This is a genomic window from Pseudomonas sp. 2 (genome assembly GCF_056627435.1).
On record NZ_JBWXNG010000002.1, the window covers coordinates 479185 to 500850 of the forward strand.

Sequence of the window (21666 nt, forward strand, 5' to 3'; positions counted from 1 at the left end):
AAGCCGTTTATAGAGGAAGGACTCGTGGATTACTCGCTCTTAGTTTGGTTGCTGCCGACCATTGCCCTGGTCGTCGGTGTCGCCATCGGTTTCTTCGTGGCGCGTGCGCTGCCCAATGCCGCACCTAACAGCACTCAGCGCCAGCTGGATGACGTTCAGGAGCGTTTCGACAGGTATCAGAACGAGGTAGTCACTCACTTCAACAGCACGGCCAACCTGGTACAGAAGCTGACCCAGAGCTATCAGGAAGTCCAGGAGCACCTGGCCGAAAGCGCCAACCGCCTGGCCACCGACGAACTCACCCGCCAACGCCTGCTGGCCGCCCTGCACCCGGACTCGATCCAGGCCTCCCGCGACCGCCTGACCCCACCACGCACCGCTGCCGAACCGCCACGGGACTACGCCCCGAAAGCGCCGAACACGCCGGGCATGCTGGATGAGCATTACGGCTTGAAGAAGTAACACCCGATACAAGCAAAAGCCCGCGCCTGAGGTGATCAGGGGCGGGCTTTTTTGTGGCTGGATGTTTTGACTTCGAGAAAGATCCTACAGACCTATCAGACCCAGCCATCTACGCAGGCGAACCGGCGACTCCTAGACTCCCCAAAAAACCTGGAGAACCCATGAAAAAGATCACCGCCCTGCTTTGCTGCCTGTCCCTGACAGGCTGCGTTTCTGCTGACTGCGTGAAAGACTGCTATATCGTCGAACTCAGGAAGTACGACCTTGATCTGGACTACAAGTGCTCGACCGGGTCAGTCGATCCGCGTTGTGAGGGGCGCGAAGGCACCTCGAAGATCGGGTACTAAACCGAATCCCGCTTCTGGCCGAAGGCCGTAGGAGCCGAGCTTGCCCGCGATCTGCCGGGAACCGGCAGCAAACCTTGTGCACGCGGCGTATCTGCCACGACCGGTTTGAATGGTTTTGCTGCCGCTACGCGCCAGATCGCGAGCAAGCTGCGCTCCTACGGCCTTCGGCCAGAAGCAGATCGTGAAAAACGACAACCATGCGTCCGTCATGCCACCAACGGCCTTGGTCGGAAGCGAATCGACCGCCCAACGCAATCCCGTAGCAGTCCGGCTTGCCGGCGTCAGCGATCTTGAGGGCGTCCCCGCCGGCAAGCCGTGCTGCTACGGATCCAAGCACAGGCACATATCCGCGATCAACCCCGAGCCCCGTAGCAGCCGGGCTTGCCCGCGGGACGATCGCCAGAACGCCATCGCCATCAAGGGGATCGGTGTAAAAACGCGACAAACAAAAAACCCACCAGCTCGGCGGGTTTTTCGTGAAGCGCTCAACGCTTAGATCGCGCCGCGAGCCCGCAGCAGATCCAGCACCTGCTTGACGCTCTCTTCGACCGTCAGGCTCTGGGTGTCGATCACCAGATCCGCATCCAGCGGTACGTCGTACGGGAAGGACTCACCCGGGATGTTGTCCTTGTCGGCGGCGTACAGGCCCTGTGGGTCGCGTTCGCGGCAGACCTGCGGCGAGGCCTGGACGTAAACGGTGATCAGGCGGTCATCGCCGATCAGCGCCTTGGCGGCGGAACGCCCTGCGGCATCCGGCGCCACGAACGCGGCCAGGGTCAGCAGGCCGGCTTCGTTGAACTGACGCGCCACATGGGCGGCACGGCGCCAATTTTCGGCGCGACCGGCACGATCCTGCGGCAGGCCCTTGTTCAGGTCATGACGCAGGTTCTGGCCATCGAGCACGAACACCGCGCGGCCCAAGTCGAACAGCTTGCGCTCGACGGCATAGGCCAGGGTGCTCTTGCCAGCGCCCGACAGGCCGCTGAACAGCACGGTGGCTGGCTGCTGGCCGAATCGCTGGGCGCGCTCTTCGCTGGAAACGTGAGCCAGCGCGCCATGATGATTGCCTGGGCCGGCCGAAACCGGTTTGGCGATGATCATGCCGGCCGCCACGGTGCCGTTGGTCAAGCGGTCGATGACGATGAACGCACCGGTGGTGCGGTTGCTGTCGTAGCCGTCCAGTGCGATCGGCGCGTCGAGGGAGACTTTCACCCGGCCGATTTCGTTGAGTTGCAGCGCGCTGGCAGGACCTTCTTCCAGCGTGTTGACGTCAACCCGGTGGGTGATGCTGGCAATCGAGCCCGGCACGTAGGACGTGGCGCGCTTGATGTCGTATTTCTTGCCCGGCAGCATGGGTTCTTCGGCCATCCACACCAGCATGGCGTCGAAGGCGTCGGCCACTTGCGGCACGTTGTCGGCATGCACCAACAGATCGCCACGGGAGATGTCGATCTCGTCTTCCATGGTCAGGGTCACGGCCTGGCCAGGGCCTGCGTGCTCCAGCTCACCTTCGAAGGTGACGATGGATTTCACGCGGCTGCTCTTGCCCGACGGCAGCACGACCACTTCGTCGCCCTTGTGCACCACGCCGCTGGCCAGGGTACCGGCAAAGCCACGGAAGTTCAGGTTCGGACGGTTGACGTACTGGACCGGGAAACGCAGGTCGGTCAGGTTGCGGTCGCCCGCGATCTCGACGGTTTCGAGGATTTCCATCAGCGACTTGCCGGTGTACCACGGCGAACGCTCGCTCTTGTTCACCACGTTGTCGCCCTTGAGGGCAGACATCGGCACGAATTCCATGGTGGTCGGCTTGAGCGAAATGCGCTCGGCGAAGCTCAGGTAGTCAGCCTTGATCTGCTCGAATACCTGCTCGTCGAAGCCATTGAGGTCCATCTTGTTGATGGCGACCACGATGTGCTTGATGCCCAACAAGGAAGCGATGTAGCTGTGGCGGCGGGTCTGGGTCTGCACGCCGTAGCGGGCGTCGACCAGGATGATCGCCAGGTCACAGGTGGATGCACCGGTGGCCATGTTGCGGGTGTACTGCTCGTGGCCCGGGGTGTCGGCGATGATGAACTTGCGCTTGGAAGTCGAGAAATAGCGGTAGGCCACATCGATGGTGATGCCCTGCTCGCGCTCGGCCTGCAGGCCGTCGACCAGCAGCGCCAGGTCGACGTCGTCGCCGGTGGTGCCGGACTTCTTCGAATCACGGGTGATGGCTTCCAGGTGATCCTCATAGATCATCTTGGAATCGTGCAGCAGACGGCCGATCAACGTGCTCTTGCCGTCGTCGACGTTGCCGCAGGTCAGAAAGCGCAGCATCTCTTTGCGTTCGTGCTGGCCCAGGTAGGCGAGGATGTCCTCGCTGATCAAATCAGATTGATGCGACATGACAACCCCTTAGAAATAACCTTGACGTTTTTTATCTTCCATCGAGCCTGCGCCATCGTGGTCGATGACTCGGCCCTGACGCTCGGAAGTACGCGTCAACAGCATTTCCTGAATGATGTCAGTCAGGGTTTCGGCTTCGGACTCGACAGCGCCCGTCAACGGGTAGCAGCCCAGGGTACGGAAACGTACCTTCTTCTTGACGATGCGCGCCTTTTCCTCGTCGGTGAGATGCTCGAGGATGCGATCGTCGTCGATCATGATCAGGGTGCCGTTCTTCTCGATGACTTCACGCTCGGCGGCGAAGTACAGCGGCACGATCGGGATACCTTCCAGGTAGATGTACTGCCAGATGTCCAGCTCGGTCCAGTTGGACAGCGGGAACACGCGGATCGACTCGCCTTTGTTGACGTTGCCGTTGTACACGTTCCACAGCTCGGGGCGCTGGTTTTTCGGGTCCCAGCGGTGCTTGCTGTCGCGGAAGGAATACACGCGCTCCTTGGCGCGGGATTTCTCTTCGTCGCGGCGCGCGCCACCGAAGGCAGCGTCGAAACCATGCTTGTCCAGCGCCTGTTTCAGGCCCTGGGTTTTCATGATGTCGGTGTGCTTGGAGCTGCCGTGAGTGAACGGGTTGATGTCCTGCGCCACGCCATCGGGGTTGATGTGGGTGATGAGCTCGAGGCCCATTTCCTCGACCATCTTGTCGCGGAAGCGGTACATCTCCTGGAATTTCCAGCGGGTGTCGACGTGCATCACCGGGAACGGCAGCTTGCCCGGGAAGAACGCCTTGCGCGCCAGGTGCAGCATGACGGCGGAGTCCTTGCCGATCGAGTAGAGCATCACCGGGTTATCGAACTCGGCGGCGACCTCGCGGATGATGTGGATGCTTTCCGCCTCCAACTGTTTCAGATGCGTCAGTTTGTCGACCATGGTTACTCACGGGATAACGTACTTTTATGGAGAGCCTGCGGGCTCTATCGAACGCCGCACTCTATCATGAGTGCTTGATTCTAATCAGCGGGGTGGATAGATCGAAACGGTATAACCATATAGCCCGCTGATTGGATGTTTTTTGTCGTCCCCCGATCCGTAGCAGCACGGCTTGCCGGCGGGAGCGATCTTGAGGGCCTCCCCGCCGGCAAGCCGTGCCTACGAGCAGAACACCTCAAATGGGATTGGGGCAATCGATGAACAGATGCTCCAGCGCAAAGCGCCGCGCCAGGTAATCGCCCAGTGCCTGAACGCCATAACGCTCGGTGGCGTGATGACCGGCGGCAATGAAGCTGATGTCGTTCTCCCGGGCGCTGTGAAAGGTCTGCTCCGACGCCTCGCCACTGAGGAACAGGTCGACGCCGGCGAGAATGGCCTGGTCGATGTAACCCTGCCCGCCTCCAGTGCACCAGCCGACGCGACGAATCATCTCGCTGCCTTCGATCAGCAGCGGCTCGCGGCCCAGGGCACTTTGCACGCGATGGGCGAAATCGCGAGGGGTCACAGGCTCCGCCAGCGACCCCACCAGGCCGACGATGCGCGGATTGTCCGGGTCCAGCGGGCCTTCGACCGTGATGTCCAGTTGCCGCGCCAGCTGCACGTTATTGCCGACTTCCGGGTGCAGGTCCAGCGGCAGGTGGTAGGCCAGCAGGCTGATGTCGTGCTTGAGCAGGGTCTTGAGGCGACGCTGCTTCATGCCGGTGATGCAGGGGTTCTCGCCTTTCCAGAAGTAGCCGTGATGCACCAGGATCAGGTCGGCATTGGCCTCTACCGCCGCGTCCAGCAACGCCTGGCTCGCGGTGACCCCGGAAATGATCCGGCTGACCTGCAGCCGGCCCTCGACCTGCAGGCCGTTGGGGCAGTAATCCTGAACCCGGGCGCTGCCCAGATAGCGGTCTGCTTCCTCGACCAGAGTGCTCAGTGAAACAGCCATAAAAGTCTCCCAAATAGGCATTTCAGACCGTGCCGGTCCTCGTATAATGCCCGCCATTATGACGCAGGCAAGCTGCGTATTGACCTTCAGGACCTTGCTCAATGTTCAAAGCGCTGCGTTTTCTCGGCTGGCCGTTGCTCGCTGGTGTGCTTATCGCTTTACTGATTATCCAGCGCTATCCGCAGTGGGTCGGCCTGCCCAGCCAGGACGTCAACCTGCAGCAGGCGCCGCAAACCGCCCTGATCCAGCAGGGCCCGGTGTCCTACGCCGATGCGGTGAGCAGCGCAGCGCCTGCCGTGGCGAATCTGTACACGACCAAGATGGTCAACAACAAACCCAACCATCCGCTGTTCGAAGACCCGCAGTTCCGCCGCTTCTTCGGCGACAACCTGCCCAAGCAGCGGCGCATGGAGTCGAGCCTGGGTTCGGCGGTGATCATGAGCCCGGAAGGCTACCTGCTGACCAACAACCACGTGACCTCCGGCGCCGACCAGATCGTGGTGGCGCTCAAGGACGGTCGCGAGACCATCGCGCGCATCATCGGCAGCGATCCGGAAACCGACCTCGCGGTACTGAAGATCGACCTGAAGAACCTGCCGTCGATCACCCTCGGCAGCTCCGACAACATCCGCATCGGCGATGTGGCGCTGGCCATCGGCAACCCGTTCGGCGTCGGCCAGACCGTGACCATGGGCATCATCAGCGCCACCGGTCGTAACCAGCTGGGCCTGAACACCTATGAGGACTTCATCCAGACCGACGCCGCGATCAACCCGGGCAACTCCGGCGGCGCGCTGGTGGACGCCAACGGCAACCTGACCGGGATCAACACGGCGATCTTCTCCAAGTCCGGCGGCTCGCAGGGCATCGGCTTCGCCATCCCGACCAAGCTGGCCCTGGAAGTGATGAAGTCGATCATCGAGCACGGCCAGGTGATTCGCGGCTGGCTGGGCATCGAAGTGCAGCCTCTGACCCAGGAGCTGGCCGAGTCCTTTGGCCTGAAGGATCGCCCAGGCATCGTGGTCGCCGGTATTTTCCGCGACGGCCCGGCGCAGAAGGCCGGTTTGCAACTGGGCGACGTGATCCTGAGCATCAACGGCGAGCCTGCGGGCGACGGCCGCAAATCGATGAACCAGGTGGCGCGGACCAAGCCTTCGGAGAAGATTGCGATTCAGGTCATGCGCAATGGCAAGGAATTGAAGCTGATGGCAGAGGTTGGGTTGCGTCCGCCGCAGACGCCACAGCCAGCGGCCGAGGATTAAATCCCGACCGCCCCACACAATCCCGTAGCAGTCCGGCTTACCGGCGGCAGCGATCTTAAGGACGCCCCGCCGGCAAGCCGTGCTGCTACGGGGCGGTGAACTCCGAATACAAAAAAACCGCCGAAATTGGCGGTTTTTTTGTATCTGCGATAAGGCTTACAACTCGCCCAACGCCTCCACCAGCGCCTGATTCTGCTCAGGCGTGCCGATGGTGATGCGCAGGAATTGCGCGATGCGCTCCTGCTTGAAGTGGCGCACGATCACGCCCTGCTCACGCACCTTGGCTGCAAGGCCGGCTGCATCATGCTGCGGGTGACGCGCGAAGATGAAGTTCGCCGCCGATGGCAGCACTTCAAAGCCTTTACCCTCGAGCTGCGCAACCAGTGCTTCGCGGCTGTCGATCACCTGCTTGCAGGTCTTCTCGAAATACTCGCGGTCATCGAATGCAGCCGCAGCACCGACGATGGCCATGCGGTCCAGCGGGTAGGAGTTGAAGCTGTTCTTGACCCGCTCCAGCGCCTCGATCAGGTCCGGATGCCCGACGGCCAGGCCGACACGCAGGCCCGCCAGGGAACGAGACTTGGACAGGGTCTGGGTCACCAGCAGGTTCGGGTAACGCCCCACCAGACTGATGGCCGTCTCGCCGCCGAAATCGATGTAGGCCTCATCCACGATCACCACCGAATCCGGGTTGGCCGCGACGATCTGCTCAACGGCCTCCAGCGCCATCAGGCAGCCAGTCGGCGCATTCGGGTTCGGGAAGATGATGCCGCCGTTGGGGCGCTTGTAGTCCTCGACGCGAATCTGGAACTGCTCGTCCAGCGGCACCATTTCGAAATCGACGCCGTACAGCCCGCAGTACACCGGGTAGAAACTGTAGCTGATGTCCGGGAACAGCAGCGGCTTGTCCTTCAGGAAAAACGCGTGATAAGCGTGGGCCAGCACCTCATCGGAGCCGTTGCCGAGAAACACGTGGCTGGCGTCGACGCCGTAATAACGCGCAACGGCCTGCTTGAGCAGGTCGCTGTTCGGGTCCGGATACAGGCGCAGGTCGTCATTGACCTCGGCGCGCATCGCTTCGATGGCCTTGGGCGACGGGCCGTACGGGTTTTCGTTGGTGTTGAGCTTGACCAGTTTGGTCAGCTTGGGTTGCTCGCCCGGCACGTAAGGCACGAGGTCACGGACAAAAGGACTCCAGAATTTGCTCATGCTCACTTGCCTTCCTGTTGGTTATCTTTGATCCGGTATTCGGCGCTGCGGGCGTGGGCGGTCAGCGACTCGCCACGGGCCAGTACCGACGCGGTCTTGCCCAGTTCCGAGGCGCCCTGCTCGGAGCAGAAGATGATCGAAGAACGTTTCTGGAAGTCATAAACCCCCAGCGGCGAGGAGAAACGCGCAGTGCCGGACGTCGGCAATACGTGGTTGGGGCCTGCGCAGTAGTCGCCCAAGGCTTCGGAGGTGTGACGGCCCATAAAGATGGCACCGGCGTGACGAATCTGTGACAGCCACGCGTTCGGGTCTTCCACCGACAACTCAAGGTGCTCTGGGGCGATGCGGTTGGCGACTTCGATCGCCTGCGCCATGTCGGCCACCTGAATCAGCGCACCACGACCATTGATCGAGGTGTTGATGATTTCGACGCGCTCCATGGTCGGCATCAGCTTCGCGATGCTTGCAGCGACCTTGTCGAGAAATGCCGCGTCAGGGCTGACCAGAATCGCCTGGGCGTCTTCGTCGTGCTCGGCCTGGGAGAACAGGTCCATGGCGATCCAGTCCGGATCGGTCTTGCCGTCGCACACCACGAGGATTTCCGAGGGGCCGGCGATCATGTCGATGCCGACCTGACCGAACACGTGACGCTTGGCAGTGGCCACATAAATGTTGCCCGGGCCGACGACCTTGTCGACCTGCGGCACGCTCTCGGTGCCATAGGCCAGCGCCGCGACGGCCTGGGCGCCACCGATGGTGAACACGCGATCCACGCCGGCGATGCAGGCCGCAGCCAACACCAGTTCGTTGACCTCGCCACGCGGGGTCGGCACGACCATGACCACTTCACCGACGCCTGCCACCTTGGCCGGAATCGCGTTCATCAGTACCGAAGACGGGTACGACGCCTTGCCGCCCGGCACGTACAGGCCGGCGCGATCCAGTGGGGTGACCTTCTGGCCCAGCACGGTGCCGTCGGCCTCGGTGTAGCTCCAGGAATCCTGTTTCTGCCGTTCGTGGTAGCTGCGTACGCGGTCGGCGGCTTTTTCCAGCGCCTGGCGCTGCGCCGGGGTGATGCGGGTCAGGGCCAGTTCCAGACGCTCGCGCGGCAGGATCAGGTCGGCCATGGACTCGGCTTGCACGCCGTCGAAGCGCTGAGTGTATTCCACCACCGCCGCGTCGCCGCGCTCGCGCACGTTCTTGATGATGTCCAGCACACGCTGATTGACCGAGTCGTCAGACACACTTTCCCAGCTCAGCAGATGAGCCAGATGTCGGGCGAAATCCGGGTCAGCAGCGTTGAGTCGGCGAAGGGTGTTTGAAGTGGTCATAGCATGAGCCTCGATGATTGGCGTTTTCTCAGATGCCTTGAATAGCGGCAGCCTAAGCTACCAAGCCATCCGCGCAGGCACCTGAGAAATTTGGCTATGACACGGATAGCTGTGCGCAACTTTATTTAAAGAGATAAAGCTGCGCGAAACAGTTAACCGCGGTGTCGCGACTCCACGGCAGTGCGCAGAGTATCGATCAGCGACTGAATGCGGGCGTGCTGCATTTTCATCGACGCCTTGTTCACCACCAGGCGCGAACTGATGTGAGCGATCAGCTCCTGGGGCTCCAGGCCGTTGGCACGCAGCGTGTTGCCGGTGTCGACCACGTCGATGATCTTGTCCGCCAGACCCACCAGCGGGGCCAGCTCCATGGAGCCGTACAGCTTGATGATGTCGACCTGACGGCCTTGTTCGGCGTAGTAACGCTTGGCAACGTTGACGAACTTGGTCGCCACGCGCAGGCGGCCACGGGGTTCGGCAGCGCCGACGGCACCGGCGGTCATCAGCTTGCAACGGGCGATCTGCAGGTCCAGTGGCTCGTAGAGGCCCTGGCCGCCGTATTCCATCAGCACGTCCTTGCCCGCCACGCCCAGATCCGCCGCGCCATGCTCGACGTAGGTCGGCACGTCGGTCGCCCGCACGATCAGAAGACGCACGTCTTCCTGCGTCGTGGGGATGATCAACTTGCGGCTCTTGTCCGGATTCTCGGTCGGCACGATGCCCGCCGCAGCGAGGAGCGGCAGGGTGTCGTCAAGGATTCGGCCCTTGGACAGTGCGATGGTCAACATGGGAAACGTCAGTCCTTATCAGCAAGCGCGAGCCGGGAAGCAATGGGCGCCCGACAGTCTTCAAGCCAAACCGCAGGGCTTGAAGTTAAACGATTCAAATGGTCAAACCTGAAATCTGCAACCTGGCGCCCGCTGACTGTACCGAACCGGCACAGGCAGCGGGCTGCCCGAGGCTGCTATCAGCCCGGCACGCGACGGATTTTCGCGCCCAGCATCTGCAGCTTCTCTTCGATGCACTCGTAACCACGGTCGATGTGGTAGATGCGGTCGATCAGCGTGTCGCCCTGAGCCACCAGTGCCGACAGCACCAGGCTGGCCGAAGCACGCAGGTCGGTCGCCATCACTGGCGCGCCCTTGAGCTTGTCGCAGCCGGTGACGATGGCGGTGTTGCCCTCGACCTGGATCTGCGCGCCCATGCGGTGCATTTCGTAGACGTGCATGAAACGGTTTTCGAAGATCGTCTCGATGATCGCGCCGGTGCCTTCGGCAATGGCGTTCAGCGAGATGAACTGCGCCTGCATGTCGGTCGGGAACGCCGGATACGGTGCGGTACGCAGGTTCACGGCCTTCGGACGCTTGCCATGCATGTCCAGCTCGATCCAGTTGTCACCGGTGGTGATCTGGGCGCCGGCTTCACGCAGTTTTTCGAGAACGGCTTCGAGAATGGTCGGATCGGTGTCCTTGACCTTGACCCGGCCACCGGTCACGGCAGCGGCGACCAGATAGGTGCCGGTCTCGATGCGGTCAGGCATGACGCGGTAGGTCGCGCTGCCCAGGCGCTCGACGCCGTCGATGGTGATGGTGTCGGTGCCCGCGCCGGAAACCTTGCCGCCCATCGCGTTGATGAAGTTGGCGAGGTCCACGACCTCAGGCTCGCGAGCGGCGTTCTGCAGCACGCTGCGGCCCTTGGCCAGGGCCGCGGCCATCATGATGTTCTCGGTACCGGTCACGCTGACGGTATCGAAGAAGAAGTGCGCACCGCGCAGGCCGCCTTCTGGCGCCTTGGCCTTGATGTAGCCGCCTTCGACTTCGATGATCGCGCCCATGGCTTCCAGGCCACGGATGTGCAGGTCGACCGGACGCGAACCGATGGCGCAACCGCCAGGCAGCGCGACTTCGGCCTCACCGAAACGGGCAACCATCGGGCCCAGCACCAGGATCGACGCACGCATGGTTTTCACCAGTTCGTACGGCGCGACGAGGGTCTTGATGGTGCGTGGATCGATTTCGACGCTCAGTTTCTCGTCGATGATCGGCTGGATGCCCATGCGGCCGAACAGCTCGATCATGGTGGTGATGTCGTGCAGGTGCGGCAGGTTGGCGACGGTCACGGGAGCGTCGGCCAGCAACGTGGCTGCGAGAATCGGCAGGGCAGAATTCTTTGCCCCGGAGATGCGGATTTCGCCATCAAGACGAGTGCCGCCAGTAATAATCAGTTTGTCCATTGGGATCTCGACGCCAAATTGTGGCTCAGTTGCGCTCGGCCCAGGCAGCGCGGCTGAAGAATTTCATGGTGACCGCGTGGATGCTGCCATCGGCGATCCATGGGTTCAAATGCGTGTAGATCTGCTGCTGGCGCTTGACCGGACTTAGTGTAGCCAGTTCATCGCTGATCACGTTCAGCTGGAAGTTGCAGCCTTCGCCTTCAACTTCGACCTGGATTTCTGGCAGCTTACCTTCAAGGAAGCTTTTAACTTCTACGGCCTGCATGCTTAACCTCAATCGGCGCCCTGTGCGCGCGGGTCGGCCATGATACAAAAAAGCCCTCTCGTTGCGAACCCTGCTTTGACAGGTGCCGGACGAGGGGCTTGATCGATGATGGCAATCAATGTTGTTCGAACAGTTCGGTCAGGCCCGACACCTGTGCGATTTCTTTCATGTCTTCAGGCAGGTCGCGAACGCTGACCGACTTGCCGGCGGCCTGGCCGTCACGCATGAAGGCCAGCAGCAGGGCCAGGCCCACGCTGCTGGATTTCTGCACGGCCGAACAGTCGAGCACCAGAGTCGGCGAATCGCTGGCCTTGATCAGCTCGGCGCCCTGCTTGCGCAGCTCGGGGCCGGTGCGGTAGTCGAGCACGCCGAACAGCTTCAGCTCGCTGCCACCGACCGCCGTTACACAGGCATCACTCATTTGACGACCTTGTCAGGCGAGTTTTCGGTCGCGTCCTTGGCCTTGGCGACTTCGCCGGCCCAGCCGTCGATGGTCTTGTCCAGGTTGTTGCCGTTGCGCTGCATGGCGTCGGCGAACTGATCGCGAAACAGCTTGCCGATGTTGATGCCGTTGATGATCACGTTGCGCACTTTCCACTCACCATTGACGAGGGTGAGGGTGTAGGAAACCGGATAGACCGCACCGTTGTTGCCCTTGACCGACATATCGACGGAAGCGCGATCGGAGCCATCATCTCTGGCCGAACCGACAGTGATGCCCTGGTTGTTGTATTCCAGCAGCGCGTTGCCGTAGAACTGGATCAGGCTGCGTTTGAAGTTTTCCTGGAAGCGCTGCATCTGCGCGGGCGTTGCGTTGCGCGAATACTTGACCGTCATGATGCTCTTGGAAATGCCGTCGGCATCGATGACCGGGCCAACAATGCCATTGAGCGCATCGTAGAAGGCCTGTGGATTGGTCTTGTATGTTTCCTTGTTGGCCGCCAGGTCCGCCAGCAACTGCTTGGTGGTGTTGTCCACCAGGTCATGAGCGGAGGACAGGCTCGCTGCCGCATTGGCGAACAAAGGCAGAGCAGCCAGCAGCACCAGAAGGCCACGGCGCAGAATCGAGATCATGAAAAAACTCCTCATTTGGCGTCTTTACCTACGGAATTGAGCAGGAATTTACCGATCAGGTCCTCAAGCACCAGGGACGATTGCGTGTCATGGATGGTGCTGCCGTCCTTCAACAGCTGGTCATCGCCACCGACGCTGATGCCGACGTATTTCTCGCCCAGCAAGCCTGCAGTGAGAATAGAAGCCGTGGAGTCCGAAGGCAGATTATTCACTCGCTTGTCCACTTCCATGGTCACGCGACCGGTGAAGGTGTCGTGGTCCAGATCGATTGCCGTGACCTTGCCGATGGTCACACCGGCCATGGTCACCTTGGCTCTGACAGTCAAACCGGCGATATTGTCGAAATTGGCATAAAGTTTATAGCTGTCGGTGGTCGTGCTGGCACTCAGACCGCTGACGCGCAGAGCGAGCAGAAGCAAGGCCAGGATGCCGGCCAGCAGGAACAGGCCGACACCGGTTTCGAGGGCGCGGTTTTGCATCAGAAGTCTCCAAACATCAAGGCGGTCAAAATAAAGTCCAGGCCCAGTACGGCCAATGAGGCGTAGACCACGGTCTTGGTCGTGGCGCGACTGATCCCCTCTGAAGTGGGCTCGCAGTCATAGCCTTGAAACACGGCAATCCAGGTGACCACGAAAGCGAAGACAACGCTCTTGATCACTCCGTTGATCACATCATTGGGGAAGGAAACGCTGTTCTGCATGTTGGCCCAGAACGAACCTTCGTAGACGCCCAGCCAGTCGACCGCGACCCACGAACCACCCCAGATGCCCACCACGCTGAAGATGATGGCGAGCACCGGCAGCGAGATGAAGCCGGCCCACAGGCGAGGCGCGACGATGTACTTGAGCGGGTCGACGCCGATCATTTCCAGGCTCGACAACTGCTCGGTGGATTTCATGTTGCCGATTTCAGCGGTCAGCGCAGAGCCTGCACGGCCGGCGAACAGCAGCGCCGTCACCACCGGGCCCAGCTCACGCAGCAGGGTCAGGGCAACCATCTGCCCCACCGCCTGCTCGGAGCCGTATTTGGCCAGGATGCTGAAACCCTGCAGCGCCAGCACCATGCCGATGAAAATGCCCGACACGACGATGATCGCCAGCGACATAACGCCTACCGAGTACAGCTGGCGCACCAGCAACTGGAAACCGCCGCCGATTCCGCCCCGCCCCAGCAAGGCATGAACCAGAAAAATCCCCGAACGCCCCAGCACAGCAACAATATCGATCGCCGAACGCCCCATCAGGCGTACACGATCCATCAATGACTTTCTGCGCATCAGCGCTTCCCCAACAGATCTTCGCGATAATCCGGTGCCGGATAGTGAAAGGGCACAGGGCCGTCCGGATCCCCTGTCATGAACTGACGAATGCGCGGGTTATCCGACTGCATCAATTCCTGCGGCGTGCCCTGCCCCAGCACCTGGCCGTCGCCAACAACGTAGAGGTAGTCGGCGATGCTGGCGGTTTCGGCCAGGTCGTGGGAGACCACCACACTGGTGATGCCCAGCGCGTCGTTGAGCAGGCGGATCAGGCGCACCAGCACGCCCATGGCGATCGGGTCCTGGCCCACGAAAGGCTCGTCGTACATGAGGATCTGCGGATCCAGCGCAATGGCCCTGGCCAGCGCCACGCGGCGCTTCATGCCACCCGACAGCTCGTCGGGCATCAGCTCCACGGCACCGCGCAACCCCACGGCCTGCAACTTGAGCAGGACGATGTCGCGGATCATGTCTTCGGGAAGCTCGGTGTGGACCCGCAGCGGAAAGGCCACGTTCTCGAACACATCGAGATCGGTGAACAACGCACCGCTCTGGAACAGGACACCCATCTGCTTGCGGGCATCGAACAGATCGCTGCGCGACAGCTGCGGAAGATTCTGGCCATTGACCCAGACTTCGCCGCTGCTGGGGCGCAACTGCGCGCCCATCAGGCGCAGCAGCGTGGTCTTGCCACTGCCCGACGGCCCCATGATGCCGGTGACCTTGCCCCGCGGAATGCGGATGTCGACATTGTTGAAAATGCTGCGCGTACCGCGTTTGAAGGACACACCCTTCAGTTCGACCGCGTAAGCGTTATCGGCACTCATCTAAACTCCTTGCGATGCAGCCTGTCTCTCAGATGCTGCGTCCTTTAAGAACGACACACTGTCTGGAGGGGCCGAACAAGCGGCGAACTATACCACCGCTCCCTGACGTCGCCAAAGCTCAAGCACTTCAAGTCACGACCAGACACAAAAAGTTGCAACGACAGTGAAATTTCCTACGACGCCACTGCTTGCTTCGGACAGAAAAACCGCAATTGCCACCTTCTATAAACAAGAAGCAACGATGAAGCGTGAGGGTTTTCAACATTGCCGGTATAATCCCCGCCTTTTCAGCAGACTGATCCTCTTTAGACATGACCGACGCCCGCGACCTGATCCAATCGGCACAATGCACCATCCGCCTTGAAATAGAGGCCGTGGAGGGTTTGCTCGCGCACATCGACGCCGATTTCGTCAGCGCCTGCCAGATGGTCCTGGCCAGCAAGGGCCGCGTGGTAGTGGTCGGCATGGGCAAATCCGGGCATATCGGCAAGAAGATCGCCGCCACCCTGGCCAGCACCGGCACGCCGGCGTTCTTCGTCCATCCGGCCGAAGCCAGCCATGGTGACATGGGCATGATCACCGGCGACGACATCATCCTGGCCCTGTCGAACTCGGGCACCACCAATGAAATCGTGACCCTGCTGCCGCTGATCAAGCGCCTGGGCATCAAGCTGATCAGCCTGACCGGCAATCCCGAGTCGACCCTGGCCAAAGCGGCGGACGTCAACCTCAATGCGCAGGTCGAGAAAGAAGCCTGCCCGCTGAACCTGGCGCCGACCTCCTCGACCACCGCTGCCCTGGTGATGGGCGACGCCCTGGCAGTGGCCCTGCTCGATGCGCGCGGTTTTACCGCCGAAGACTTCGCCTTCTCCCATCCGGGCGGGGCGCTGGGCCGTCGCCTGCTGCTGAAAGTCGAACACGTGATGCACACCGGCAGCGAGCTGCCGCAAGTGGCCCGCGGCACCTTGCTGCGTGACTCGCTGATGGAAATGACCCGCAAGGGCCTGGGCATGACCGCCATTGTCGAAACCGACGGGCGCCTGGCCGGGATCTTCACCGACGGCGACTTGCGCCGCACGCTGGATCGCCCGATCGACATCCGCCAGGCCACCATCGATGAAGTCATGACCGTGCACGGCAAGACCGTCCGCGCCGACATGCTCGCGGCCGAAGCCCTTAAAATCATGGAAGACAACAAGATCGGCGCACTGATCGTGGTCGATGACAATGACCATCCTGTCGGCGCGTTCAACCTCGGCGATCTGCTGCGTGCGGGAGTCATGTAATGAGTGGTGATATGAACGACCTGATGCAACGCGGCAAGAAGATCAAGCTGGCAGTGTTCGACGTCGATGGCGTGCTCACTGATGGTCGCCTTTACTTTCTGGAAGACGGCAGCGAGTTCAAGACCTTCAACACCCTGGACGGTCAAGGCATCAAGATGCTGATCAACTCGGGCGTGACCACGGCCATCATCAGCGGCCGCAAGACCCCGGTGGTGGAGCGTCGCGCGAAAAACCTGGGCATCGCCCACCTGTACCAGGGCCGCGAAGACAAGCTGGTGGTGCTCGACGGGCTGCTGGCACAACTGAACCTGAGCTACGAACAGGTTGCCTACCTGGGTGACGACCTGCCTGACCTGCCGGTGATTCGCCGGGTAGGCCTGGGCATGGCCGTGGCCAACGCCGCCGGTTTCGTGCGCGAGCACGCACACGGCGTAACCAAGGCACGCGGCGGCGAAGGTGCCGCCAGAGAATTCTGCGAGCTGATCCTGGACGCCCAGGGCAACCTCGAAGCGGCCCACGCCGCCTATCTATAGAAGCGCACTTATGCTGAGCAAAAGAATTCGCACCTTTCTGATCTTCGGCGTCCTGGCCGTGCTGCTTGCAGCGGCCGGGTACTGGAACATCAGCCCGGAAAGCTTCATGGACCAGCCCAAGGTCACCGTGGATGAAAGCGCCATCGACTACTATGCGTTGAACGCCCACAGCATCCAGTACCTTGAGGACGGCACCCAGCAGTACGACCTGACCGCCGACAAGGTCGAGCACCTGAAGGCCACCGACGTGACCCTCATGACCACGCCGGTGCTGCAGATGTACCGCGGCACGGAATACCCGTGGCACGTACAGAGCGTGCGCGCCGAGGTGTCTCCCGGCGGCGATCATGTCGAGCTGATCGACAAGGTGCGCATCAACCGCACCGACGAAAAGAACCGCACCACGATCATCACCAGCACCCGCATGACCGTCTTCCCTCAGAAGCAATATGCGGAAACCGCTCAACCCGTTAGAATCGACGGCTTCAACGGCGTGAGCACCGGTACGGGTATGAAGGCCTATCTAAAAGAAAGCAGGATTCACCTGCTATCGAATGCAAGAGGACAGTATGAGGCTCCTTAAAACCCTCCCTATTTTGCTCGGCCTGGGCACAGCACTGGGAAGCGTGAGCGCCTGGGCTCTGCCAAACGATCAGGACCAGCCTATCCGCGTTCAAGCCGACGATGCTCAGCTGGACGACAAACAGGGCATCGCCACCTACACCGGTAACGTGATCATCACCCAGGGCTCGATGAAGGTGACCGGCAACAAGGTGACCATGACCCGTACCCCGGCTGGCGACATCGACGTGGTGACCTCGGTGGGCAACCTGGCCTACTTCGAGCAGTTGCAGACCGCTGGCGACCCCAAGCCGGTGCAAGGCTGGGGCGTGACCATCCAGTACCACGCGCCGCAGAACCGTATCGTGCTGATCGACAAGGCCAAGGTCGTCGACAAGGACAACAACACCACTCAGGGCGAGAAAATCGTCTATGACACGGTGCGCAAGCTGGCCAGCGCCGGCCGTGCGACCGGCAGCAAGGTCACCGAGGCGCGTCCACGCGTCGACATGGTGATCCAGCCGAAAAAGAAAACCGACCAGCAGAAGGCGCAGTAATGGCGACGCTGAAAGCCCAACACCTGGCCAAGGCCTATAAAAGCCGCCAGGTCGTCCGTGACGTCAGCCTGTCCATCGAAAGTGGTCAGATCGTCGGCCTCCTGGGCCCCAACGGTGCAGGCAAGACCACCTGTTTCTACATGATCGTGGGCCTGGTGCAGGCCGACCAGGGCCGCGTGCTGATCGACGAGCAGGATGTCAGCCATCAGCCGATGCACGGCCGCGCTCGCGCCGGTATTGGCTACCTGCCGCAGGAGGCCTCGATCTTCCGCAAGCTGTCGGTGTCGGACAACATCATGGCGATCCTGGAGACCCGCAAGGAACTCGATCGCGCCGCACGCCGCAAGGAGCTGGAAAGCCTGCTGCAGGAATTCCACATCACTCACATCCGCGACAACCTGGGCATGAGCCTGTCCGGTGGCGAACGTCGCCGTGTCGAGATCGCCCGCGCACTGGCCACCGCGCCGAAGTTCATCCTGCTCGACGAACCGTTCGCCGGTGTCGACCCGATCTCCGTGGGCGATATCAAGCAGATCATCTACCATCTCAAGGCGAAGGGCATCGGCGTTCTGATCACCGACCACAACGTGCGCGAGACCCTCGATATCTGCGAAACCGCCTACATCGTCAACGACGGGCAGCTGATCGCAGAAGGTGACGCTGAAACCATCCTGGCCAACCAGTTGGTCAAGGAAGTGTACCTCGGCCACGAGTTCCGCCTGTAATTGCGGCGATGACAAGGGGTTGGCCGGCGCTTGCTGCATACGCCTCATCGCCAACCTCGCATTAATTGTCACAACACCCTAGGCAAACACTTCGGTTTCAGGCATATAATTTGCTTAATTTGGCGCTCCGGCGCCCAGTAGTGGATGGCGCACATGCGCCGGCGAACAAGGTGTTAAGTCCCTGCCATGAAACCTTCGCTAGTCTTGAGAATGGGCCAGCAGCTGACGATGACACCGCAGCTGCAACAGGCCATCCGCTTGCTCCAACTGTCTACGCTGGATCTCCAACAGGAAATCCAGGAGGCACTGGAGTCCAATCCCATGCTGGAACGCCAGGAAGAAGGCGACGACTTCGATAACGCCGACCCGATGGCCGACAACATCGAAGCAAAACCCGCCGCTGACGTTCAGGAACCGACGTACCAGGAATCGACCACCTCCACCGTCGACAATCTCGAAGACGGCGAATGGGGCGACAGCGAGCGCATTCCCAACGAATTGCCGGTCGACACCGCCTGGGAAGACATCTACCAGACCAGCGCCAGCAGCTTGCCCAGCAACGACGATGACGAGTGGGACTTCACCACCCGCACCTCGGCCGGCGAAAGCCTGCAGAGTCACCTGCTGTGGCAACTGAACCTGGCGCCGATGTCCGACACCGATCGCCTGATCGCCGTGACCCTGATCGACTGCATCAACAACCAGGGCTATCTGGACGAATCGCTGGAAGAACTGCTCGATGCGTTCGACCCGGAGCTGGACATCGAGCTGGACGAAATCGAAGCCGTCCTGCACCGCATTCAACAGTTCGAGCCGGCTGGCATCGGCGCTCGTACCCTGAGCGAATGCCTGCTACTGCAATTGCGCCAGCTGCCCGCCAAGACGCCATGGCTGACCGAAGCCCAGCGCTTGGTCAGTGACTACATCGACCTCTTGGGCAGCCGCGACTACTCGCAACTGATGCGCCGCATGAAGCTCAAGGAAGATGACCTGCGCCAGGTCATCGAGCTGGTGCAGAGCCTCAACCCGCGCCCCGGTTCGCAGATCGAATCCACCGAAGCCGAGTACGTGGTGCCTGACGTGATCGTGCGCAAGGACAACGAGCGCTGGCTGGTGGAGCTGAACCAGGAAGCCGTGCCGCGCCTGCGCGTCAACCCGCAGTACGCAGGCTTCGTGCGCCGCGCCGACACCAGCGCCGACAACACCTTCATGCGTAACCAGCTGCAGGAAGCGCGCTGGTTCATCAAGAGCCTGCAAAGCCGCAACGAAACTCTGATGAAGGTCGCGACGCAAATCGTCGAGCATCAGCGCGGTTTCCTGGAGTACGGCGACGAGGCGATGAAGCCGCTGGTCCTGCACGACATCGCCGAAGCGGTGGGCATGCACGAGTCGACGATCTCGCGCGTCACGACGCAAAAGTTCATGCACACGCCGCGCGGCATCTACGAACTGAAATACTTCTTTTCCAGCCACGTCAGCACCTCCGAAGGCGGCGAATGCTCGTCCACGGCCATTCGCGCGATCATCAAGAAACTGGTTGCCGCGGAAAATCAGAAAAAGCCGTTGAGTGACAGCAAGATCGCTGGTTTACTGGAGGCACAAGGCATTCAAGTGGCCCGTCGCACAGTCGCCAAGTACCGCGAATCTCTAGGGATAGCGCCTTCGAGCGAACGCAAGCGGCTGATGTAGAGGTCACGAGCCACAGCGTTCCAGTGGCAGGCACCCAAGCCTGCCTCTTAATGCACTGGCAACGAAGGAGAAGCTGTATGCAAGTCAACATCAGTGGACACCAACTGGAAGTGACCAAGCCCCTGCGCGAGTACGTCGAGCTGAAGCTGAAAAAGCTCGAAGGGCACTTTGACAAGATTACCAACGTGCAGGTGACGATGGCCGTCGAGAAACTCAAACAGAAGATCGAGGCCACCCTGCATATCCACGGTGGAGAGGTGGTTGCCAACGCGGAGCATGACGACATGTACGCGGCAATCGACCTGCTCACTGACAAGCTGGACAGACAACTGCTCAAACATAAGGAAAAGCAGCAAAGCATCCTCAAAGGTGCGGCCGCTCGCTGACACTCCCCCTCCATGATCCGACTTGAAAATATCCTGACCCCTGGCCGTTCCTTCGTGAACGTGCCAGGCGGCAGTAAAAAAGCAGTACTCGAAGAGATTGCCCGACTGATCGCGCGCCAGGTGCCCGACTTCGACTGGCAAGACGTCTACGAGAGCCTTCTGGCCCGTGAAAAACTGGGCTCTACCGGTTTTGGCAATGGGATCGCCATTCCCCACTGCCGCTTCAAGGGCTGCCAGGCCCCGGTGAGCGCGGTGCTGCACCTGGAAAAACCGGTCGACTTCGACGCCATCGACGGCGCGCCGGTCGACCTGCTGTTCGTGCTGCTGGTCCCCGAGGCCGCAACCGACGCACACCTCGAATTGCTTCGCCAGATCGCCAGCATGCTCGACCGTGCCGATGTGCGCGCCAGCCTGCGCGGCGCCAAGAGCAGCGACGAGCTGTACAACGTCGTCCTGCGCGTGCAGAACGGTCACTGATCATGCGCATGATCATCGTCAGCGGCCGCTCTGGCTCCGGCAAGAGCACGGCCCTCGATGTTCTCGAAGACAGCGGTTTCTACTGCGTCGACAACCTGCCGGCCGGCCTGCTCCCCGAGCTTGCCGAACGGGCGCTGATCAACACCGAACTGGCCGAGCCGTTGCTGGCCGTCTCCATTGACGCGCGCAACCTGCCCAGCCACCTCACTCGCTTTCCGCGGATGCTCGAAGAAGTCCGGGGCCGGCACATCCAGTGTGACGTGCTGTTTCTGGATGCCGAAGAATCGACCCTGCTCAAGCGCTTTTCCGAAACCCGCCGCCGCCACCCGCTGAGCAACGCCACGCGCTCGCTGGCCGAGGCCATTCGTGACGAAAAGACGCTGCTGGGCCCGATCATCGACCTGGCCGACCTGACCATCGACACCACGCACCTGAACCTTTATCAGTTGCGCGACACCCTGAAGCTGCGGCTGCTGAACAAGCCCGAGCCCGGCACGGCGTTTCTGATCGAATCCTTCGGTTTCAAGCGCGGCATGCCCGTGGACGCCGACCTGGTGTTCGACGTCCGCTGCCTGCCCAACCCGTACTGGAAGCCGGAGTTGCGCGAACAATCGGGCCTCGATCAACCGGTCGCCGAATACCTGGCCGCACAGCCGGATGTCGAAGAAATGTTCCAGGACATTTCCTCATACCTCAACAAGTGGCTGCCGCGCTTCGCCGCCAGCAACCGCGCCTACGTCACCATTGCCATTGGCTGCACCGGCGGGCATCACCGCTCCGTCTACCTGACCGAACGCCTGGGTCAGGCCCTGCAACAATCGCTCAAGAATGTTCAGGTCCGCCACCGCGACCTAAGCTGAAAGGATCCCCAA

General features: G+C 61.3%; 25 protein-coding genes. 12 read left to right on the forward strand and 13 right to left on the reverse strand.

The window, feature by feature from the left end:
• Positions 1 to 24: 24 nt before the first annotated feature.
• Both AC1MEK_RS05115 and AC1MEK_RS05120 read left to right on the forward strand, forming a co-directional pair.
• Positions 25 to 462 carry a Z-ring associated ZapG family protein gene (locus AC1MEK_RS05115; protein ID WP_480395168.1) on the forward strand — a complete coding sequence of 146 codons (438 nt, stop codon included), beginning with the start codon at positions 25 to 27 and terminating at the stop codon, positions 460 to 462.
• Positions 463 to 623: 161 nt separating this feature from the next.
• Entirely contained in the window at positions 624 to 809 is a 186-nt protein-coding gene (locus tag AC1MEK_RS05120) for a hypothetical protein (protein ID WP_480395169.1), read from the forward strand.
• A gap of 492 nt (positions 810 to 1301) precedes the next feature.
• Here the strand turns inward: AC1MEK_RS05120 and cysN are convergent, their stop codons facing one another.
• The 3 genes from cysN to AC1MEK_RS05135 form a co-directional block, all read right to left on the reverse strand.
• Positions 1302 to 3200: a sulfate adenylyltransferase subunit CysN gene (cysN, locus tag AC1MEK_RS05125; RefSeq protein WP_480395170.1), complete on the reverse strand. Its 1899-nt coding sequence runs from the start codon at positions 3198 to 3200 to the stop codon at positions 1302 to 1304.
• 9 nt (positions 3201 to 3209) lie between these two features.
• Entirely contained in the window at positions 3210 to 4127 is a 918-nt protein-coding gene (gene cysD, locus AC1MEK_RS05130) for a sulfate adenylyltransferase subunit CysD (protein ID WP_400604812.1), read from the reverse strand.
• A gap of 235 nt (positions 4128 to 4362) precedes the next feature.
• Positions 4363 to 5121, reverse strand: coding sequence for a Nif3-like dinuclear metal center hexameric protein (locus AC1MEK_RS05135; protein ID WP_480395171.1), 759 nt, complete (start codon positions 5119 to 5121; stop codon positions 4363 to 4365).
• Between the two features lie 101 nt (positions 5122 to 5222).
• On the opposite strand from AC1MEK_RS05135, the gene algW reads away from it, so the two are divergent.
• Positions 5223 to 6383, forward strand: a complete 1161-nt coding sequence (algW, locus tag AC1MEK_RS05140) for a Do family serine endopeptidase AlgW (protein WP_480395172.1) — start codon at positions 5223 to 5225, stop codon at positions 6381 to 6383.
• 156 nt (positions 6384 to 6539) lie between these two features.
• Here algW and hisC read toward each other — a convergent pair whose 3' ends face one another.
• From hisC to AC1MEK_RS05190, 10 genes are all read right to left on the reverse strand, one after another.
• Positions 6540 to 7592: a histidinol-phosphate transaminase gene (gene hisC / locus AC1MEK_RS05145; protein ID WP_480395173.1), complete on the reverse strand. Its 1053-nt coding sequence runs from the start codon at positions 7590 to 7592 to the stop codon at positions 6540 to 6542.
• 2 nt (positions 7593 to 7594) lie between these two features.
• Positions 7595 to 8923 (reverse strand): histidinol dehydrogenase, encoded by a 1329-nt coding sequence (gene hisD, locus AC1MEK_RS05150; RefSeq protein WP_480395174.1) that lies wholly within the window; start codon positions 8921 to 8923, stop codon positions 7595 to 7597.
• A gap of 152 nt (positions 8924 to 9075) precedes the next feature.
• Entirely contained in the window at positions 9076 to 9711 is a 636-nt protein-coding gene (gene hisG / locus AC1MEK_RS05155; protein WP_480395175.1) for an ATP phosphoribosyltransferase, read from the reverse strand.
• A 179-nt stretch (positions 9712 to 9890) separates the two neighbouring features.
• Positions 9891 to 11156, reverse strand: a complete 1266-nt coding sequence (gene murA, locus AC1MEK_RS05160; protein ID WP_480395176.1) for a UDP-N-acetylglucosamine 1-carboxyvinyltransferase — start codon at positions 11154 to 11156, stop codon at positions 9891 to 9893.
• Positions 11157 to 11181: 25 nt separating this feature from the next.
• Complete coding sequence (locus AC1MEK_RS05165; protein ID WP_480395177.1) at positions 11182 to 11421, reverse strand: BolA family protein; 240 nt, start codon at positions 11419 to 11421, stop codon at positions 11182 to 11184.
• A gap of 115 nt (positions 11422 to 11536) precedes the next feature.
• On the reverse strand, positions 11537 to 11842 hold the full coding sequence (locus tag AC1MEK_RS05170) for an STAS domain-containing protein (RefSeq protein WP_480395178.1): 306 nt from the start codon (positions 11840 to 11842) through the stop codon (positions 11537 to 11539).
• Positions 11839 to 12495 (reverse strand): MlaC/ttg2D family ABC transporter substrate-binding protein, encoded by a 657-nt coding sequence (locus tag AC1MEK_RS05175; protein ID WP_480395179.1) that lies wholly within the window; start codon positions 12493 to 12495, stop codon positions 11839 to 11841. The genes AC1MEK_RS05170 and AC1MEK_RS05175 overlap by 4 nt, the downstream gene beginning before the upstream one ends.
• A gap of 11 nt (positions 12496 to 12506) precedes the next feature.
• Complete coding sequence (mlaD, locus tag AC1MEK_RS05180) at positions 12507 to 12974, reverse strand: outer membrane lipid asymmetry maintenance protein MlaD (protein ID WP_480395180.1); 468 nt, start codon at positions 12972 to 12974, stop codon at positions 12507 to 12509.
• Entirely contained in the window at positions 12974 to 13771 is a 798-nt protein-coding gene (mlaE, locus tag AC1MEK_RS05185; protein ID WP_480395181.1) for a lipid asymmetry maintenance ABC transporter permease subunit MlaE, read from the reverse strand. Before mlaE ends, mlaD begins: the two co-directional genes overlap by 1 nt.
• Entirely contained in the window at positions 13771 to 14580 is an 810-nt protein-coding gene (locus tag AC1MEK_RS05190) for an ATP-binding cassette domain-containing protein (RefSeq protein WP_480395182.1), read from the reverse strand. Before AC1MEK_RS05190 ends, mlaE begins: the two co-directional genes overlap by 1 nt.
• Before the next feature lie 311 nt (positions 14581 to 14891).
• Between AC1MEK_RS05190 and AC1MEK_RS05195 the strand changes: the two genes are divergently transcribed.
• The 9 genes from AC1MEK_RS05195 to rapZ all read left to right on the forward strand — a co-directional run bounded on the left by AC1MEK_RS05195 (position 14892) and on the right by rapZ (position 21654).
• Positions 14892 to 15866, forward strand: a complete 975-nt coding sequence (locus AC1MEK_RS05195) for a KpsF/GutQ family sugar-phosphate isomerase (RefSeq protein WP_480395183.1) — start codon at positions 14892 to 14894, stop codon at positions 15864 to 15866.
• On the forward strand, positions 15866 to 16399 hold the full coding sequence (locus AC1MEK_RS05200) for a KdsC family phosphatase (protein ID WP_480395184.1): 534 nt from the start codon (positions 15866 to 15868) through the stop codon (positions 16397 to 16399). The genes AC1MEK_RS05195 and AC1MEK_RS05200 overlap by 1 nt, the downstream gene beginning before the upstream one ends.
• Before the next feature lie 10 nt (positions 16400 to 16409).
• On the forward strand, positions 16410 to 16982 hold the full coding sequence (lptC, locus tag AC1MEK_RS05205; RefSeq protein WP_480395185.1) for an LPS export ABC transporter periplasmic protein LptC: 573 nt from the start codon (positions 16410 to 16412) through the stop codon (positions 16980 to 16982).
• Entirely contained in the window at positions 16969 to 17517 is a 549-nt protein-coding gene (lptA, locus tag AC1MEK_RS05210; RefSeq protein WP_480395186.1) for a lipopolysaccharide transport periplasmic protein LptA, read from the forward strand. The genes lptC and lptA overlap by 14 nt, the downstream gene beginning before the upstream one ends.
• Complete coding sequence (gene lptB / locus AC1MEK_RS05215) at positions 17517 to 18242, forward strand: LPS export ABC transporter ATP-binding protein (protein WP_480395187.1); 726 nt, start codon at positions 17517 to 17519, stop codon at positions 18240 to 18242. Before lptA ends, lptB begins: the two co-directional genes overlap by 1 nt.
• 186 nt (positions 18243 to 18428) lie before the next feature.
• A complete protein-coding gene (locus AC1MEK_RS05220; RefSeq protein ID WP_480395188.1) occupies positions 18429 to 19931 on the forward strand; it encodes an RNA polymerase factor sigma-54 in 1503 nt (500 codons plus the stop codon).
• A gap of 77 nt (positions 19932 to 20008) precedes the next feature.
• Entirely contained in the window at positions 20009 to 20317 is a 309-nt protein-coding gene (hpf, locus tag AC1MEK_RS05225; RefSeq protein WP_003377554.1) for a ribosome hibernation-promoting factor, HPF/YfiA family, read from the forward strand.
• 12 nt (positions 20318 to 20329) lie between these two features.
• Positions 20330 to 20794, forward strand: coding sequence for a PTS IIA-like nitrogen regulatory protein PtsN (gene ptsN, locus AC1MEK_RS05230; protein WP_480395189.1), 465 nt, complete (start codon positions 20330 to 20332; stop codon positions 20792 to 20794).
• Positions 20795 to 20796: 2 nt separating this feature from the next.
• The gene (gene rapZ, locus AC1MEK_RS05235) at positions 20797 to 21654 is read left to right on the forward strand and encodes an RNase adapter RapZ (protein WP_480395190.1); all 858 of its coding nucleotides are present in this window, start codon (positions 20797 to 20799) and stop codon (positions 21652 to 21654) included.
• The last annotated feature ends 12 nt before the right edge of the window (positions 21655 to 21666 follow it).

Bases quoted from the DNA above. Each gene is read 5' to 3' on its own strand.
- AC1MEK_RS05120 (WP_480395169.1), top strand. From the start codon at position 624: ATGAAAAAGATCACCGCCCTGCTTTGCTGCCTGTCCCTGACAGGCTGC.
- cysN (WP_480395170.1), bottom strand. From the start codon at position 3,200: ATGTCGCATCAATCTGATTTGATCAGCGAGGACATCCTCGCCTACCTG.
- cysD (WP_400604812.1), bottom strand. From the start codon at position 4,127: ATGGTCGACAAACTGACGCATCTGAAACAGTTGGAGGCGGAAAGCATC.
- AC1MEK_RS05135 (WP_480395171.1), bottom strand. From the start codon at position 5,121: ATGGCTGTTTCACTGAGCACTCTGGTCGAGGAAGCAGACCGCTATCTG.
- algW (WP_480395172.1), top strand. From the start codon at position 5,223: ATGTTCAAAGCGCTGCGTTTTCTCGGCTGGCCGTTGCTCGCTGGTGTG.
- hisC (WP_480395173.1), bottom strand. From the start codon at position 7,592: ATGAGCAAATTCTGGAGTCCTTTTGTCCGTGACCTCGTGCCTTACGTG.
- hisD (WP_480395174.1), bottom strand. From the start codon at position 8,923: ATGACCACTTCAAACACCCTTCGCCGACTCAACGCTGCTGACCCGGAT.
- hisG (WP_480395175.1), bottom strand. From the start codon at position 9,711: ATGTTGACCATCGCACTGTCCAAGGGCCGAATCCTTGACGACACCCTG.
- murA (WP_480395176.1), bottom strand. From the start codon at position 11,156: ATGGACAAACTGATTATTACTGGCGGCACTCGTCTTGATGGCGAAATC.
- AC1MEK_RS05165 (WP_480395177.1), bottom strand. From the start codon at position 11,421: ATGCAGGCCGTAGAAGTTAAAAGCTTCCTTGAAGGTAAGCTGCCAGAA.
- AC1MEK_RS05170 (WP_480395178.1), bottom strand. From the start codon at position 11,842: ATGAGTGATGCCTGTGTAACGGCGGTCGGTGGCAGCGAGCTGAAGCTG.
- AC1MEK_RS05175 (WP_480395179.1), bottom strand. From the start codon at position 12,495: ATGATCTCGATTCTGCGCCGTGGCCTTCTGGTGCTGCTGGCTGCTCTG.
- mlaD (WP_480395180.1), bottom strand. From the start codon at position 12,974: ATGCAAAACCGCGCCCTCGAAACCGGTGTCGGCCTGTTCCTGCTGGCC.
- mlaE (WP_480395181.1), bottom strand. From the start codon at position 13,771: ATGCGCAGAAAGTCATTGATGGATCGTGTACGCCTGATGGGGCGTTCG.
- AC1MEK_RS05190 (WP_480395182.1), bottom strand. From the start codon at position 14,580: ATGAGTGCCGATAACGCTTACGCGGTCGAACTGAAGGGTGTGTCCTTC.
- AC1MEK_RS05195 (WP_480395183.1), top strand. From the start codon at position 14,892: ATGACCGACGCCCGCGACCTGATCCAATCGGCACAATGCACCATCCGC.
- AC1MEK_RS05200 (WP_480395184.1), top strand. From the start codon at position 15,866: ATGAGTGGTGATATGAACGACCTGATGCAACGCGGCAAGAAGATCAAG.
- lptC (WP_480395185.1), top strand. From the start codon at position 16,410: ATGCTGAGCAAAAGAATTCGCACCTTTCTGATCTTCGGCGTCCTGGCC.
- lptA (WP_480395186.1), top strand. From the start codon at position 16,969: ATGAGGCTCCTTAAAACCCTCCCTATTTTGCTCGGCCTGGGCACAGCA.
- lptB (WP_480395187.1), top strand. From the start codon at position 17,517: ATGGCGACGCTGAAAGCCCAACACCTGGCCAAGGCCTATAAAAGCCGC.
- AC1MEK_RS05220 (WP_480395188.1), top strand. From the start codon at position 18,429: ATGAAACCTTCGCTAGTCTTGAGAATGGGCCAGCAGCTGACGATGACA.
- hpf (WP_003377554.1), top strand. From the start codon at position 20,009: ATGCAAGTCAACATCAGTGGACACCAACTGGAAGTGACCAAGCCCCTG.
- ptsN (WP_480395189.1), top strand. From the start codon at position 20,330: ATGATCCGACTTGAAAATATCCTGACCCCTGGCCGTTCCTTCGTGAAC.
- rapZ (WP_480395190.1), top strand. From the start codon at position 20,797: ATGCGCATGATCATCGTCAGCGGCCGCTCTGGCTCCGGCAAGAGCACG.